15 protein-coding genes are annotated in these 16,594 nt (G+C 35.6%); 11 read left to right on the forward strand and 4 right to left on the reverse strand.

Going from position 1 to position 16,594, the window contains the following annotated elements:
• Positions 1-197: 197 nt before the first annotated feature.
• From AC13DP_RS12160 to AC13DP_RS12170, 3 genes are all read left to right on the forward strand, one after another.
• Positions 198-1,499, forward strand: a complete 1,302-nt coding sequence (locus tag AC13DP_RS12160) for a cytochrome ubiquinol oxidase subunit I (protein ID WP_272958589.1) — start codon at positions 198-200, stop codon at positions 1,497-1,499.
• Between the two features lie 2 nt (positions 1,500-1,501).
• Positions 1,502-2,542: a cytochrome d ubiquinol oxidase subunit II gene (locus AC13DP_RS12165; RefSeq protein ID WP_347407577.1), complete on the forward strand. Its 1,041-nt coding sequence runs from the start codon at positions 1,502-1,504 to the stop codon at positions 2,540-2,542.
• 80 nt (positions 2,543-2,622) lie between these two features.
• On the forward strand, positions 2,623-3,678 hold the full coding sequence (locus tag AC13DP_RS12170; RefSeq protein WP_347407576.1) for a glycoside hydrolase family 43 protein: 1,056 nt from the start codon (positions 2,623-2,625) through the stop codon (positions 3,676-3,678).
• Between the two features lie 47 nt (positions 3,679-3,725).
• Here the strand turns inward: AC13DP_RS12170 and AC13DP_RS12175 are convergent, their stop codons facing one another.
• Complete coding sequence (locus AC13DP_RS12175; protein WP_013071416.1) at positions 3,726-3,920, reverse strand: helix-turn-helix transcriptional regulator; 195 nt, start codon at positions 3,918-3,920, stop codon at positions 3,726-3,728.
• Positions 3,917-4,330, reverse strand: coding sequence for a hypothetical protein (locus AC13DP_RS12180; protein ID WP_013071417.1), 414 nt, complete (start codon positions 4,328-4,330; stop codon positions 3,917-3,919). The genes AC13DP_RS12175 and AC13DP_RS12180 overlap by 4 nt, the downstream gene beginning before the upstream one ends.
• A 175-nt stretch (positions 4,331-4,505) precedes the next feature.
• Between AC13DP_RS12180 and AC13DP_RS12185 the strand changes: the two genes are divergently transcribed.
• Positions 4,506-5,537, forward strand: coding sequence for an MBL fold metallo-hydrolase (locus AC13DP_RS12185; RefSeq protein WP_347407575.1), 1,032 nt, complete (start codon positions 4,506-4,508; stop codon positions 5,535-5,537).
• 171 nt (positions 5,538-5,708) lie between these two features.
• On the forward strand, positions 5,709-6,314 hold the full coding sequence (locus AC13DP_RS12190) for a hypothetical protein (protein ID WP_483067886.1): 606 nt from the start codon (positions 5,709-5,711) through the stop codon (positions 6,312-6,314).
• 178 nt (positions 6,315-6,492) lie between these two features.
• On the opposite strand, the gene AC13DP_RS12195 is transcribed toward AC13DP_RS12190, so the two are convergent.
• The gene (locus AC13DP_RS12195) at positions 6,493-8,055 is read right to left on the reverse strand and encodes a M1 family metallopeptidase (protein ID WP_347407574.1); all 1,563 of its coding nucleotides are present in this window, start codon (positions 8,053-8,055) and stop codon (positions 6,493-6,495) included.
• 316 nt (positions 8,056-8,371) lie between these two features.
• Between AC13DP_RS12195 and AC13DP_RS12200 the strand changes: the two genes are divergently transcribed.
• Positions 8,372-8,770, forward strand: coding sequence for a hypothetical protein (locus AC13DP_RS12200; protein ID WP_347407573.1), 399 nt, complete (start codon positions 8,372-8,374; stop codon positions 8,768-8,770).
• A gap of 50 nt (positions 8,771-8,820) precedes the next feature.
• Here the strand turns inward: AC13DP_RS12200 and AC13DP_RS12205 are convergent, their stop codons facing one another.
• Positions 8,821-9,813, reverse strand: coding sequence for an aldo/keto reductase (locus AC13DP_RS12205; protein ID WP_347407572.1), 993 nt, complete (start codon positions 9,811-9,813; stop codon positions 8,821-8,823).
• Between the two features lie 210 nt (positions 9,814-10,023).
• Between AC13DP_RS12205 and AC13DP_RS12210 the strand changes: the two genes are divergently transcribed.
• The 5 genes from AC13DP_RS12210 (at position 10,024) to AC13DP_RS12230 (ending at position 16,477) form a co-directional block, all read left to right on the forward strand.
• Positions 10,024-10,893 carry a sterol desaturase family protein gene (locus AC13DP_RS12210; RefSeq protein ID WP_272957332.1) on the forward strand — a complete coding sequence of 290 codons (870 nt, stop codon included), beginning with the start codon at positions 10,024-10,026 and terminating at the stop codon, positions 10,891-10,893.
• 30 nt (positions 10,894-10,923) lie between these two features.
• The gene (locus tag AC13DP_RS12215) at positions 10,924-12,261 is read left to right on the forward strand and encodes an MBL fold metallo-hydrolase (RefSeq protein ID WP_228251108.1); all 1,338 of its coding nucleotides are present in this window, start codon (positions 10,924-10,926) and stop codon (positions 12,259-12,261) included.
• Positions 12,262-12,463: 202 nt separating this feature from the next.
• Entirely contained in the window at positions 12,464-12,949 is a 486-nt protein-coding gene (locus AC13DP_RS12220; protein ID WP_272958398.1) for an acetyl-CoA carboxylase biotin carboxyl carrier protein subunit, read from the forward strand.
• A 27-nt stretch (positions 12,950-12,976) separates the two neighbouring features.
• The gene (gene accC / locus AC13DP_RS12225; RefSeq protein WP_483067887.1) at positions 12,977-14,431 is read left to right on the forward strand and encodes an acetyl-CoA carboxylase biotin carboxylase subunit; all 1,455 of its coding nucleotides are present in this window, start codon (positions 12,977-12,979) and stop codon (positions 14,429-14,431) included.
• Positions 14,432-14,932: 501 nt separating this feature from the next.
• Positions 14,933-16,477 (forward strand): acyl-CoA carboxylase subunit beta, encoded by a 1,545-nt coding sequence (locus tag AC13DP_RS12230; protein WP_483067888.1) that lies wholly within the window; start codon positions 14,933-14,935, stop codon positions 16,475-16,477.
• Positions 16,478-16,594: the final 117 nt, after the last annotated feature.

Genomic DNA, 16,594 nt, shown 5'->3' on the forward strand with positions numbered 1-16,594 from the left:
GAGATTAGCTTTTTAACGAAAGATTCTCAATTATTCTTTAAGGAGAAGTAAAAAATCGTATTTAACAAAAGTTAAGGTTAATTTTCCCGATTTTACTAAGCTCCAGACTTCATTATTGCTTAAATTTAAAGGTAATTATAACGTTTTTCCTCATAATGATAATACGCTTATAAACAGTGTGTTTCAAAACCAAATAAATGGAAAATTTAGATTACGCCCGCCTTCAAATGGCCTTTACATTAGGCTTTCATATTATTTTTGCCTGTATTGGTATGGTGATGCCATTTTTTATGGTGGTTTCTCACCATAAATGGTTAAAAACCAGAAACCCCGTTTACTTAAAACTTACAAAAGCCTGGCTTAAAGGAGTCGCCATTTTTTTCGTGACGGGTGCAGTTTCGGGTACCGCACTTTCTTTTGAATTAGGAATGCTATGGCCAGAATTTATGAAACATGCAGGTCCTATTATTGGAATGCCATTTTCGTTAGAAGGAGCAGCCTTTTTTGTGGAAGCGATAGCTTTAGGATTTTACCTCTATGGGTGGAATAAGCTTCCGGAGAAATTTCACTGGTTTACCGGAGTGATCATAGGAGTTTCTGGCGTTCTTTCGGGAATTTTAGTGGTCGCAGCAAATGGTTGGATGAATGCCCCCAGTGGTTTTGACTATGTTAACGGCCAATTTACTAATGTGGATCCTATACAGGCGCTACTCAACCCGGCCTGGTTTTCACAAGCACTGCATATGACGCTGGCTGCTTTCGTAGCGACAAGTTTTGGTGTTGCCGGAATTCATGCTTTTCAGATCTTAAGAGGGAAAGCCGTAGCGGTTCATAAAAGTGCATTTAAGATCGCTATTTCTTTTGGAGCGATTGCTGCGCTCTTACAACCTATAAGTGGGGATATTTCTGCTAAAGATGTGGCTGAACGACAACCCGTAAAATTGGCCGCGATGGAAGCGCATTTTGAAACCGAAAAAGGAGCTCCATTATTTATAGGAGGAATAGTAGATGAAGAAAAAAAAGAAGTGAATTATAAAATCGAAATCCCGAAGGCGCTTTCTTTTCTAGCTTTTGGTGATTTTGATGCTGAAGTAAAAGGATTAAATGAATTTCCAGAAGAGGAAATTCCGCCTGTAGCTATTGTACATTATGCATTTCAGGTGATGGTTGGGATTGGTACTTTACTTGCTTTAGCCGGAATCCTGTTTTTTATAAGCCTTAAAAAGAGGTCCTGGATGGATAGTAAAAAATACTGGTGGTTTTTTATGTTATTGGCTCCGCTTGGTTTTCTGGCCCTGGAAGCCGGCTGGGTAGTGACCGAGGTTGGTCGCCAACCCTGGATCATCTATCAGATCATGAGAACCAGTGATGCGGTTACACCAATGCCGGGAATAAAATTTAGCTTCTTTATGTATGTTGGTGTTTATATCCTTTTAGCCCTTACGGTAACCTGGTTAATGCAGAGACAAATAAAAGCCCTAAACACCCAAAAAGATTAATTATGTTATACGTAGTGTTATTTTTCTTACTGTTTTCGTTACTGCTTTACGTGCTTTTGGGTGGAGCTGATTTTGGTGCCGGCATAGTCGAATTGTTTTCATCCAGAGAAAATAAAAAAGTAAATCGCGATACTATTTATCGTGTGATGGGGCCAATTTGGGAAGCTAACCATATTTGGTTAATCATCCTGATCGTTATTTTATGGATCGCTTTTCCTGTATACTTTAATATCATAATTATTTATTTACACGTGCCGCTAACTCTGGTACTTCTGGGAATAACTATGCGTGGGGTATCTTTTGTTTTTAGGCATTATGATGCCTTTCAGGATAAATCACAATTAGTGTACAATGGCTTATTTAGATTTTCCAGCTTTATCACCCCCATTTTTTTGGGAATGTGTTTTGCATCTCTGGTTGGTGGAAAATTAGTGGTTACCGAAGATTACACCAATTACGGGTTCTACGATTTGTTTATGGCACCGTGGTTTAATGGATTTAGTATTCTAATGGGACTATTTTATGCCTCCCTATGTGCATTCTTAGCGTCTACCTTATTAATAGGGGAGAGTGAAGGTAATATTCGAAATATGTATATCCGAAAATCTAAGATTTCAACAGCGGTTTTAGTTGTACTTGGATTTGTATTAATCGCGTATGGATTTTTTAGTGAAATAGCATTTATCAGAGATTTCGTCACCAATCCTATTTCCATAATCTGCATTATTCTTTCAGGAATTCTTTTGATTCCACTTTGGAAGTTTATACGTGCCGGTCGCCGAATTTTAAGTCGGTATTTCGCTGGCTTGCAAGTGGTCTTAGTGCTTTTTGCAGCATTAGTTGCCCATTTTCCTTATGTAATTATAACCTCATCACAAGAAATTAGTCTTTTAGAAGATATTTCGCCAGATAGTGTAATTATGGTTTTGGGGATATCTTTAATTATTGGTGGCGGAATTATTTTACCTGGCTTATTCCACTTAATGAAGTCATTTAAAATGATAAAGATCTTTGATAGGGACGAGCAGCAATTTCAGAAATAATTTTAAGTGTAAATTTCGCACTTATCTTTTATTTTTTGTCAAAATGTTAGATATTAGACATCAAATTTATAATCTTTCAAATGACGACAAAATTCTATCGCTTAAAACACATTCTACTTTATGTAATGTTGATCATAATTTTCAGTTGCAATACAGCTGAAAGTAACGACCGAGAAAAAGCTATTTCTGAAGAGCCATCTAAAGAAATCACTTATCATAATCCTATCGTAGCTCAGCGTGCCGATCCCTGGGTTTTTAAAGATGAAGATGGCAAGTATTATTTTATTGCGACTGCGCCAGAATACGATCGCATAGAAATGCGTCAATCTAAAACAATAAATGGTCTTGGAACGGCCGAACCAAAAGTAATTTGGAATAAGCATGAAAACGGGTTGATGAGTCATCACATCTGGGCGCCTGAATTACACAAAATCGATGGAAAATGGTATGTTTATTTTGCTGCAGGACAAGCTGAAGATATTTGGAAAATAAGGATGTTCGTACTATCCAATGAAGCTGAAGATCCTATGACGGGAGAATGGAAGGAAGAAGGTCAAATTGAAACCAATAGAGATTCTTTCTCTTTAGATGCTACAACTTTTAAGCATAATGGCGAACAATATCTTGCCTGGGCGCAAGCGGTTAGGGAAGAGGGTGGAACTTCGATTTTATTATCTAAAATGGAAACACCAACCAGTTTAAAAGGTGAAGAAATTGAGATTACACATCCAGAATACGACTGGGAACGTATAGGTTATTTTGTAAATGAAGGTCCGGCGGTGATTAAAAGAAATGGTAAAATTTTTATGACCTATTCGGCTAGTGCTACCGATTCAAATTATGCGATGGGATTATTATGGGCAGATGAGGATTCCGATTTAATGAATCCGGAATCATGGCATAAATCTGAAAAACCAGTATTCACTACTAATGCAGAATTGAGAAGATTTGGTCCCGGACATAACTCATTTACAATTGCGGAGGATGGAGAAACCGATGTTTTAATCTATCATGCTCGCGTTTACGAAAAAATAAGAGGCAACTCTCTTTATGACTTTAATCGCCACACAAGAGCAAAAACCTTTACTTGGGATGAAAAAGGTTTCCCGGATTTTGGTCAGGATATCGCCGATTAACCTGTAAAAATATTTTATCAATAAAAAAGCGCCAATCGGCGCTTTTTCTATTCTTCATCCTGAAAGATGTCTTCAATTTTCAGGTTAAATAACCTGGCAATCTTAAACGCCAAAGGTAAACTGGGATCAAATTTGCCTTTTTCGATAGCGTTTATCGTTTGCCTGGAAACTTCAACGCGATTGGCGAGTTCTGCCTGCGTGATGTTCTTTTCAGCTCGTAATACTTTAATCCTATTTTTCATTTGTAACGAGCATTTCCTATTAGCATTGCGATTAAATAGGTGATTCCCATAATGAAAACCAAATGTGAAATTTCTGCATTAAAAGTAATTAAATTAGTTATATCCAACATAGAATAACTAATTCCTAAAATTAATGTAATACCTAAAGTTATAGCCATAGCATCCATAGTTATTTTACGTTGCAAAGGATCCTGGCTGTTTAGATGTTTGCGATTAATTAAAATCATGCCTACCCCTACAAGTGTGTTTACAATGATCATCACTATTGTGATGATTTTATTATCATTCCAGATAAATTTTGGGCCAAATGCAACAAATGCTAATGTGAAAACCCACAAAAAAGTCCACATGGCCAGCGCTTTAGTATTCTTTTTTAGTTCGCTTTGCCAATTATTTTTCTCTGCTTTCATAAGTAAAATGTATTTAACTAAAAGTAAAGTTTGTTTTACACAATATAATTATCTTTTTACAAATGTCAAGTTTTGTTTACATTTTTATTTTTTACAAATAATTATTAACCCAATTAATCGTTAATAGATATATTTATAAATCAACATTTAAAAATGTTGATATACCTCAACAATTATGATGAAACAATTTGGAAAAGCCCCATCTGGTAAACGATTAGAAAGAATTAAGCAGTGTGAAAATTATAAAGACGGAAGTTTTAAAAATATAGAAGAAACATCGGTAAACCCCAATAATGTATCGATGTTTAAGATGATGAAAGATATGCGTAATCGGCCAAAATCTGTAAAACCTGCAAAAAAAATACCCTTTGTAAAGACCAACCTTAATGGTATTGAAGTAGGAAAACCTGCTTTTGTATGGTTTGGACATTCTTCTTATTTCCTCAAAATAAAGGACTATACTATTTTGGTAGATCCTGTATTTAGTGGATATGCTTCGCCGGTTTCTTTCTTTGGAAAAGCTTATGATGGCGCTAATGAATACGGTGTAGACGATATGCCTGAAATAGATATGTTGATACTTACCCACGACCATTATGATCACTTGGATTATCCAACCATTACAAAACTCAAAAACAAAGTAAAACGGATAGTTTGTTCTTTGGGCGTTGGTGCTCATTTAGAACATTGGGGATATGCTGAAGCAATGATAACCGAGTTAAACTGGTGGGAATCGTTAGAAATCATGAACGATTTTAAAATAACCGCCACACCTGCAAGACATTTTTCGGGACGTTTGTTTAAACGAGGAAACACGCTTTGGTCTTCTTTTGTTTTAGAAGTTTTTGGTTACAAATTATATTTGGGTGGCGACTCTGGTTATAGTCCTCAATTTAAGGAGATCGGTGATACATTTGGACCATTTGATCTGGCGATTTTGGAATGTGGGCAATACGGTGAAAACTGGCCACAAATTCATAATTTTCCCGAAGAAATGGTGAAAGCTGCCAAGGATTTAAAAGCCAAAAGAGTAATCCCTGTTCACTGGGCAAAATTTACGTTAGCGATGCATCCCTGGAATCAACCTATAAAACGCTTTAAAAAAGCTGCCGACGAAGAAGGACTTCCTTATGTAAGCCCTAAGATTGGTGAGTTATATCAACTAAATCAAGAATTTAAGCAGGAAATATGGTGGGATTTTGAATAAACAAAAATGTTTATGAACTGCTCTCAATAATTAGTGATATCTTGAAATTGTAAATTTTTTTTAAGTTCATACTTTATGGGTTTGTCCAAAAGGTCTTATTTAATATAATACGATCTTTAAGTAGCTAGTATTAATTACTTTTTTAATTTAAAAGATATTTATATTCGAAACTTGCTAAAAAAAAGACATTTTATTGGGTTTTTACTCCTGTTTGTTGGTTTTTTAATCAAGATGTTATTCACCCATTTGGTATATTACTATGCTTTTGTAAAAGGTATAAGTCTGCTTTTTATTTTCTTAGGCCTGTCTATTTTTCTTTTAGGGATCATCATTAGATCTGAAGAAGTAGACAAAGGCTCTTTTAAAAAAGATCCAATCACTTACATTTTGGTGAGTGTAATGCAGCTTATTCTGGTGGTCGGGATTACCGGTTTTGCCATTGTTTTAGAGCATTTTGCTGAAGGAGGAAATCACCAGTTAGCCAAAATTCTTATTCAAGATTCACATAAGGAAACAATCGCAGTGGTTAGTGAAGAACGTCGGGTAACACAGGTTTTTACCACTAATGGCTACGAAGATTTTGCAATTTTTCATTACCAGAATAATTACGGAACTTACGAAGAACAGGGGAAAAAGATTGATCCTTATTTTCGCGAAACATTATTGAGAAAATCGATTAATTATAAGGGCAGAAGAATAACGGTAAAACTCGATGGTCTACAGTTTAAAATTCGATATTCTACCCGTTTTCCTTCAATGTTTATGATTGTGGACTAATAACCTGAGTTCGATCTAAGAAAATTTCGGAGACTGAGTGAAATCTTGGCAAAAGATTTTGTATCGAAGTTTCCATTTTGGTAGCATTTCGATACAAATTTTTCTTTAAAATTCACTCAATGAACCAAAATGCCTGCACAAACTTTTATATCGAAATCAGGTTAATATTGAACTTAGCTTATAAAGCTTCTTTGAACAATAGATTGGTATTTGGGTCTAAGTCTATGGAAATCGGTTTTTCTGAGGTTTCAATCTCAAAAGTTTCTTTCTTTTTTGTGATGTTAAAATCGATAATTTCAGCATCTTTTGTAGTATAATTTAACTGAAGTTCTATTGGGAATTCAAAATCATTTTTTTGAAGTTGTTGAACGGTGATTTTTAATTTTCCGTTTTTATAGGAATATTCTAGTTTTATCTTTGGCTGCCCATATTGTGTTAACCATTGCTTGAAAAACTGGTTTAAATTAATGCCTGAAACTGCTTCGAATTCAACTTTTAAATCTTCTGAAGTTGCATTGCTGAATTTATATTTTTGATAGTATTGCTGTATAGCCTTCCAGAAATTTTTATCCCCCACTTTTCTACGTAACATGTGCAAAATCCAGGCTCCCTTTTGATAGGAGTTAGGATTAAGTAATTCCATTAAATTCGTACGAGAACTATCGATTACTGCTGTTTTAGTACTCTGGCTAAACCCAATTACCTGGCGACGTTCTTCCTGTAATTTTTCGTCTAATTTTGATTTTCCATATTGATACTCGGCATATAAATCGGTAAAATAAGTAGCAAAACCTTCACTTAACCAAAGATGTGACCAGTCAATTTCTGAAGCTGAATCTCCAAACCACTGATGTGCGATCTCATGGGCCAGTAGAAACTCAGAAGAACGTTTACCATCAACCGAATTTTCGAAATAGAAGATATTTCCGGCATTTTCCATTCCTCCATAACGTGTTGTGGATTGTACGTTAGCTAATTTTGTAAAAGGGAAAGGGGCTATTTTTTCAGTAAAAAACTGTAAAATATCTTCAGCCTGTGCATAATCGTAAAAACCAGCTTCTTTATTTTCAGGATATACCCAGGAAGATAGTGGAATTTCAGTAATCTCGCCTAAATGTTGAACGGCAAATTCAGCTACACCAATCACCATCACTTTAGTAGGTAATTCTAGCAGGGTTGCATATACATAAAGAGAATTTTCATCATCAATATTGGTAATTTCCTGAAGTGTTCCTGTAGCCACTACCTGATATTTTGAAGGCGCCGTAACGTAAAAAGAAACTTTCGCTTTATCTGAAGGGTGATCAATTAAGGGGAGCCAAAGGTGAGCACGATTAGGCCAGTTATCACCAAAAAAAGTACGATCTCCGTATTTATTTTCACTAATGATGAGTCCATCTTCAGGAACTCCATGATAAAAAATTGAAATGTCATCTTCGGAAGAGGTATTGATATTTAATTTTTCCTGTGAATGCTGAAACTTTAATTGTTTTCCATTTTGAAGAATACTGTCGATAATCATTCCTTTGCCGTTTTCTTCGGCAGCAAAATCAAGTTCTAAAACATCTGCATCTTCATTGTATTGAAAATCGATAATTGCATTTCCTTTAATCACATCGTTTTCATCATTTAGTTTAAGATGAAATTCATACTCCAGAATATCTACTTTTGGGTTTTGTGCCAATAATAAGACAGGAGCAAGAAAATTCAGTAAACAGAAAAGAGAAAAGTTACGTTTCATACGATCGATTTTAGAACGTTAAAATTAAGGCTTTTGTGCCGTTGAAAAAACTTTGGTAAATTTAAAATGTTTTTAAATTTAATTTGAATTCTAAAGCGTTGACGTTGAGAGTATTTAAGTTTTTTGTGTTTTTTTGGTGATTTCTATATGTTTAACTTCTTGAGGAACAAAATATAACTATAATTTCGATCGTGGAAAAGCAATCGATTTTTCTAAAGGAAAATGGATTTTAAATCAAAATTTTACGAATCTAGACTCTAAAGCACATGTTCAAAGCGTTACCAAAGATTGTTTTTTAGAAGTAATAGCAGATTCTTTGCTCTATGATTCCTTTCGTTTAAACTTAAAGAATAAACTTAAAACTAAAGATTTTCCATTACATCCTTCTAAAAAAGAGTTAGCGCATATCAGGGAGTTTACTGAATGTGACTTTTTGATTAATGTAATTACGTTGAAGCTTAAAAATAACGCTGGATCTTTTACTTTTTCCAGAGACTATGGAACTAGTATAAAAAAGAATGAATCTGTTACTAAAATTTGGATTTACGATTTAAATACTTTAGAATTAATTTCTAAATCCCAGTCTACGGCTACCAATGAAGTTAAAGAAACTGAGGATTCAGGTTTTGGAATTGTAACTTCAAGCTATGGTTTAGCTTTTTCTTCTTTAAGAAGATTAATTAAGAAATATGATAAGTATAGAAAGGATAAATAAAAAGCCGCTTCTAATTAAAAAGCGGCTTTTTCAGTATAAAATTTAAAAGATTAGAATTGCGGAGTTTCGCAACGCTCGTCAATTAATCCTTCGTTTTTAAGCTCAACCCAAAAGTCGCTAGGGATATCTACATCAAAAGCTTGCTCATTCTCAATGGGTTGATAAGGTTTACTTGCGCCTACTAAAACAGTATCGACAACTTTTGGTGCATAAGAGAATTGTATAGCAGCTTTAGCCAGATCTACCTTGTATTTATCGGCCACTTTGATGATTTTTTTATAGCGTGAATCCACATCTTCAGGCATTTCTCCCGCATAGTTGTAACGTTTTTGTCCGCTTAATAAACCAGCATTAAAAGGAGCAGCAACGATTAACCCAACACCGCTTTCTTCAACTTTTGGAAATAAGCGATCTAAAGAATCTTTATGGTCGATCATAGAATATTGAATTGCGGAGACAAACAAATCTGGATCGGCATAATCAATTGTCCTTATAATTGGTTCTACGGTATTTACACCAAGTCCCCAACCTTTAATAAGGCCTTCTTCTCGCATTTTGGTAAGTTCTGGCATCGCTCCTTTTTTAGCGATGTCAAAATGTTTTTCCCAGTCACCAAGATCAGCATTGTTATCTGGAGAAAGATCATGGATAAAAGCATAATCGATACTTTCTACACCAAGACGCTGCAAACTATCTTCTACAGATCTTCGAACGCCTGCTGCTGTATAATCATAACGATAATCAAATGGAGAAGGATCTACCCATTGCGTTTCAGGAATGTTTTTAGTGGGAGTAAACAATCGTCCCACTTTTGTTGATAGGATGTACTTTTCTCTTTTTTTATTTTTAAGAAAATGACCCATTCTGCGCTCACTTAAGCCTAAACCATACCAGGGAGAAGTATCGTATTGTCTTATTCCGCATTCCCACGCCGCTTCTAAGGTTTCTTCAGATTGTTTATCATTTACTTTTTCGAAACCGGTACCTAGGGCTACACCGCCAAATGCAAGTTTCTCTAATTTTAAATTTTTCTTACTACTCATATTTTTCTTTTTCTGAATTTTAGAATGAAAATAAAAAAGTATTGATAGATGATTAGGGTATTTAACGCCTTATAACATTCGTTTTAAACTAAAGGGTTGCAATTGTTAAAGGATATTTAGTTTTTAGTAAATATGTACATAGGAGGACTGTAACAAAAGTTACTGGTCTAACCATAGCTTTTGGTTACTTTTGTCCTGAACAAATTAGCAATGGAGAAATACCTAAAAATAATTCAGGATTCGTTTACCGGATATTTTAATTATCTGGTGCAGGAGATTACAACTCCTTCCTGGACCAATTATTTTTACTGGCTTATTGCCATTTCATTAGTTGTTTGGATTTTAGAGATTGCATTGCCCTGGCGTAAAAGTCAGCCGATTTTTAGAAAAGGTTTTTGGCTTGATGGTTTTTATATTCTTTTCAATTTCTTCCTGTTTTCATTGATTGGCTACAATGCGTTATCAAATGTAGGCGTGGCGCTTTTCAATGATTTTTTGGGAGTTTTTGGAATCGAAAATTTGGTAGCCATAAACATACAGAACTTACCGGTGTGGACACAATTACTTATTATGTTTGTAATTGCCGATTTTATACAGTGGAATGTTCATCGACAATTACATAAACGCCCGTGGTTGTGGCAATTTCATAAAGTTCACCACAGCGTGAAAGAAATGGGTTTTGCTGCCCAGTTCAGATTTCATTTCATGGAAACCATAGTGTATAAAACCGCGCAGTATATACCACTTGCTATGATTGGTTTTGGCATTCAGGAGTTTTTTATCATACATATGTTTAGTGTGCTAGTTGGGCATCTTAACCATGCCAATGTGGGGTGGAATTATGGATTTTTAGGATATATTTTTAATAATCCTAAAATGCATATCTGGCATCATTCCAAAGAATTACCCGAAGCTTATCCCTACGGAATGAACTTTGGACTCAGTTTAAGTATTTGGGATTATATTTTTAAAACAGCCTATATTCCAAAGAGTGGAAAAAGCATCGAACTAGGGTTTGAGGGAGACGAAGATTTTCCGAAAAATTTTAAAGACCAGATGACTTTTCCGTTTAAAAAATAATAAAGAATCAAATTAATAAAAGATAGAGAAATGATCATAGAACAGTTTAATGACGAAGCTTTAGCTCATTATTCGTATGCTATTGTAAGTGAAGGCCAAATGGCAATTGTAGATCCATCAAGAAACCCAATGCCATACTATGTCTTTGCTGAAGCACATAACGCAAAGATCGTTGCGGTTTTCGAAACGCATCCACATGCCGATTTTATAAGTAGTCATTTACAAATTCATGAAGAGACTACAGCAACGATTTTTGTGAGCAAATTGGTGGGAGCAGATTATGATCATAAAAGTTTTGATGAAGGTGATAGCTTTCAATTAGGGAAAGTAAACTTCAGCGCTTTAAATACGCCGGGGCATAGTCCAGATAGTATAACCGTGGTGGCCAAAGAAGGAGAAGAAACCGCACTTTTTACCGGGGATACCTTATTTATTGGTAATGTTGGCCGTCCCGATCTTCGAGAAAATGCAGGAAATATGAAAGCCAAACGTATCGAGCTCGCTAAAGATATGTACAATACGATGCAAACTAAATTTAATGATTTGCCGGATGATGCTTTAGTATATCCTGCACACGGAGCAGGTTCATTGTGTGGTAAAAATATGAGCAGTGATTCTTCAAGTACGCTAGGAAATGAGCGTATGGGAAACTGGGCTTTTAAAGAACAAAGTGAAGAAGAATTTGTAGAAGAGATTTTAAAAGATCAGCCGTTTATTCCTTCTTATTTTGGTTTTGATGTAGATGTGAATAAAACCGGAGCTTTAAACGTGCAAAAAGCAAAATATAATGTTCCGATTTTTCTAAATGTCGATGAAGTTGAAGAAGGATTAATGATTGTAGATACCAGAGGGGGGGACGATTTTAAAAAATCGCATTTACCTGGAAGTATCAACATAATGGCAACTTCACCCAAGCAAAAGTTTGAAACCTGGCTGGGAGCGATTATTCAGCCTGAAGAATATTATTATTTAGTAGTTCCTTCCGTAGAAAATATCGATGCACTTTTAGAGCGTGTAGCTAAAATTGGTTATGAAAAGCAGCTAAAAGCAGTAATCACCGTTGCTGAAAACCTGAAAGGATCTATGGAATTTCTAGAAGTAGAAGATTTTAAAGAGCATCCTTCAGAATACACCATTGTGGATATAAGAAATGCTTCAGAAGTTGCCGAAGGAAAGTTTTTCGAAAGAGCGATTCCGATTCCGTTAAACGAATTAAGAAATCGTACCGATGAAATTCCTACCGATAAACCAATTGTTGTGCATTGTGCCGGCGGATATCGATCAGCAGCCGGAAGCAGTATCATCGATAAACAATTAAGCCTAGCTACTGTTTTTGATCTTAGTGATGCGGTAAAAGATTTTAAATAAGTCTTATCAAGATTTATTTTTTATAATTTTTGGAGAAATCCCAATTTCTAAAGGAAGTTGGGATTTTTCTTTTTACTGGAATTCGATCATTTTAAAATAAATTTTTAGAATATTAATAAATTATTAATCCTTCAGTAAAAGCTTTATTAATTTTCTATATTTACAAGGTTTGTTAGGGAAAACAGGTCAAAATTGCTCAAATATGGAGAAAATATTTAAGGTTAAAGTGAATGATACATCTGAATTTGAATTTTCCGAAAATCAAATTATGGAGTTGGATATTCAGACAAATGAAAATTCAAGTTTTCATATACTTCACCAGCATAAATCTTTTAAAGCTTCCGTAGAGAAAAGCGATTTTCTAAAAAGGCAATATTCGATAAAGATCAATTCAAATATGTATACTATCGATATTGCAAACGATTTAGATCTTTTGATCGAAAAAATGGGACTTTCTTTAGGTTCAGCACAACTTATAAATGATATTAAAGCTCCAATGCCGGGGCTCATTCTCGAGGTGAATGTAGAAAAAGGAAGCCAGGTGAAAGAAGGCGATTTTTTACTGGTTTTGGAAGCTATGAAGATGGAAAATACGATTACGGCGCCCCGAGAAGGCGTGGTAAAAAGTATTCAAATTAAAAAAGGCGAAACCGTAGAGAAAAACCAGTTGCTTATCGAAATGGAATAATCCTTATTCCATAAAAAAGAACAAAACATGAAAAAAATATTAGTGGCTAACCGTGGTGAGATTGCCCTGCGAATAATGAAAAGTATTCAGAAAATGGGTATCAAAACCGTTGCCATTTTTTCTGAAGCCGATAGGAATGCACCCCACGTAAAATTTGCTGATGAAGCGGTTTGCGTTGGACCGGCACCATCAAATCAATCTTATTTATTAGGTAATAAAATCATTGAAGTTTGCAAGCAATTAAATGTAGACGGAATTCATCCCGGATACGGATTTTTAAGTGAGAATGCCGATTTTGCCGAAGCGGTAGAAGAGGCCGGGATCTCGTTTATCGGTCCGCGTAGTAAAGCCATCCGAATTATGGGAAGCAAACTCGCTGCCAAAGATGCGGTGAAAAAATACGATATTCCTATGGTTCCCGGGATCGATGAAGCAATTACCGATACCAAAAAAGCTAAAAAGATCGCTGCAGAAATTGGCTATCCTATTTTGATAAAAGCTTCGGCTGGTGGTGGCGGAAAAGGAATGCGAGTGGTCGAGCAGGAAAAAGATCTGGAAGACCAAATGAAACGAGCAATAAGTGAAGCCAAATCTGCTTTTGGTGATGGCTCAGTTTTTATTGAAAAATATGTGGCTTCGCCGCGACATATCGAGATTCAGGTGTTGGCCGATACCCACGGAAATACATTGCATTTATTTGAACGGGAATGCTCGGTGCAGCGTCGTCATCAAAAAGTAATCGAGGAAGCACCATCAGTGGTTTTAGATGCTAAACTTAGAGAGGAAATGGGTAAAGCGGCAGTACGAGTTGCTGAAGCATGTGATTATGTAGGAGCCGGAACGGTAGAGTTCTTGTTCGATGAAAACCGAAACTTTTATTTCTTAGAGATGAATACTCGACTTCAGGTAGAACATCCCGTAACCGAGTTTATCACTGGGGTTGATTTGGTAGAAGAGCAGATTAAAATTGCAAGGGGAGAGGTGCTTAGCATCAAACAAGAGGATTTAAAAATTAAAGGGCATGCGTTAGAATTACGGGTATATGCCGAAGATCCTATGGATAATTTCCTTCCAAGTGTTGGGAAATTGGAGAAATATCAACTTCCGCACGGAGAGAAAATTCGGGTAGATAATGGATTTGAAGAAGGGATGGATGTCCCAATCTATTATGATCCTATGCTGGCAAAATTAATTACCTACGGAAAAAATCGAGAAGAGGCGATCCAGTTAATGATCAAAGCGATTAATGACTATCAGGTAGAAGGTGTTTCGACGACTTTAAGTTTTGGAAAGTTTGTGTTTGAACATGAAGCCTTTACTTCAGGGAAATTTGATACCCATTTTGTAAAGAACTATTATTCGCCTGAAAAACTTCAAAATGAAGTTGAAGAAGAATCGAAGCTAGCCGCATTGGTTGCCTTAAAGCAATATTTACAAGATCAAAAAAAGCTAAGATTACCAATTACTGAGGCTAGGGATTAGTTGCAATTGACGATTTTCAGTGAGCAGTTGCAATACTCAGTATGCAGTGAAAGTAAAAAATATACAGAATAATCAACTTATTACAAATGTCGGGATTGAACTCAGCGAATAATTATAAAAATATAAATAGTAAAAACTGGATTAAATGGAGTGCAAACATTTTGATTCTGTACACAAACTATTTAACAGTCCTTTGTTTTTTAGAAATTTATTCTATCGGTTTAAACCTAAACAATCCAATTATTTCGAAAGGGTTAATCATTCAGATAATCGCACCTTATGTGAAATTGGGTTTAATTCTTACAATAGGATTATTTCTGATTTTAATCATTAGATTTCTTAAGCAGCAATTAATTTCAGCCATTTTATCTTTATTATTAGTTCTTTTTTATCACACCAACGAGAAAATCCCAAATTTTGAAGGTAATACAGAAATACAAGATAGTACATCAATATCTAATGTAAGTTTTAGCATTTTGCTAAAAGCTTAAAATTATATCTATGAGTAAGAAAAATATAGAGCAACTACACCAAAAAATAAAACAGGCACATCTTGGAGGTGGTGAAAAGCGAATAGCAAAACAGCACGAAAAGAAGAAGCTTACGGCAAGGGAACGAATCGATTATTTACTTGATGAGGGTTCTTTTGAAGAAATCGGGATTTTAGTAACACATCGTACAACCGATTTTGGGATGCAGGAGCAAAAGTATTATGGTGATGGTGTGGTAACTGGGTACGGCACAATCAATGGCCGATTGGTTTATGTTTTTGCTCAGGATTTTACAGTTTTTGGTGGAGCGCTTTCTGAGACTCATGCCGAGAAGATTTGCAAAGTAATGGATCTTGCAGTAAAAACCGGTGCGCCAATGATCGGTTTAAATGATTCTGGTGGAGCCAGAATTCAGGAAGGAGTAAAGTCGCTTGGTGGTTATGCCGATATTTTTCATCGCAATGTAAAAGCATCCGGAGTGATTCCGCAGATATCAGCGATCATGGGGCCTTGTGCCGGTGGTGCCGTGTATTCTCCTGCTATGACCGATTTTACAATCATGGTAGAGGATACCAGCTATATGTTTGTTACCGGACCAAATGTGGTAAAAACCGTTACGAACGAAAATGTAACTTCTGAAGAATTAGGCGGGGCCAGTACACATTCCACAAAATCTGGAGTCACTCATTTAACAGCAAATAGCGATATTACCTGCCTGGAGGACATTAAAAAGCTGGTAAGCTATATGCCTCAAAACAATAAACAAAAAGTTGAAAAATTGCCATTTGAACTGAAGGATGAAATTCGTGAAAAATTAGACGAAATTATTCCCGACAGTTCCAATAAACCTTACGATATGCATTTGGTGATCGAAGGGATTATCGATGAAGGTTCTTTTTTTGAAATTCATAAGAATTACGCTGACAATATTATTGTGGGATTTGCAAGATTAGGCGGAAGAAGTATTGGAATTGTTGCTAATCAGCCTATGAGCTTAGCTGGAGTTTTAGACGTAGATAGTTCTAAAAAAGCAGCTCGTTTCACCCGTTTTTGCGATTGTTTTAATATTCCACTATTAGTTTTAGTCGATGTGCCGGGATTCTTACCAGGAACCGATCAGGAATGGAATGGGATTATTCTAAATGGAGCGAAATTATTGTATGCGCTTAGTGAAGCGACGGTGCCAAAAGTCACCGTGATTACCCGAAAGGCTTATGGTGGCGCTTACGACGTGATGAATAGTAAGCATATTGGTGCCGATATGAATTTTGCCTGGCCAAGTGCTGAAATTGCCGTGATGGGAGCTAAAGGAGCGAGTGAAATTATTTTTAGAAAAGAAATAAAAGAGTCCGAAAATCCTGAACAAAAATTAGCCGAAAAGGAGGCTGAATATGCTGAAAAATTCGCGAATCCTTTTGAAGCCGCCCAACGCGGATTTATAGATGAGGTTATGATGCCAAAGGACACCCGAAGAAAACTTTTGAAAGCTTTTAGTATGCTGGAAAATAAAAGCGTTTTAAGGCCTGATCGTAAACATGGGAATATTCCGTTATAGTATTGAGTATTTAGTATTTAGAGAATAGAAAATAGACTTAAAGAACCAGGGATTAGGAAGTAGGCAATCAATTTTAAATGTTGAATTTTGAATTGCTTTAAACTTGTAAATCGTGAA

The sequence above is a fragment of the Zunongwangia sp. L-65 genome (genome assembly GCF_056859415.1).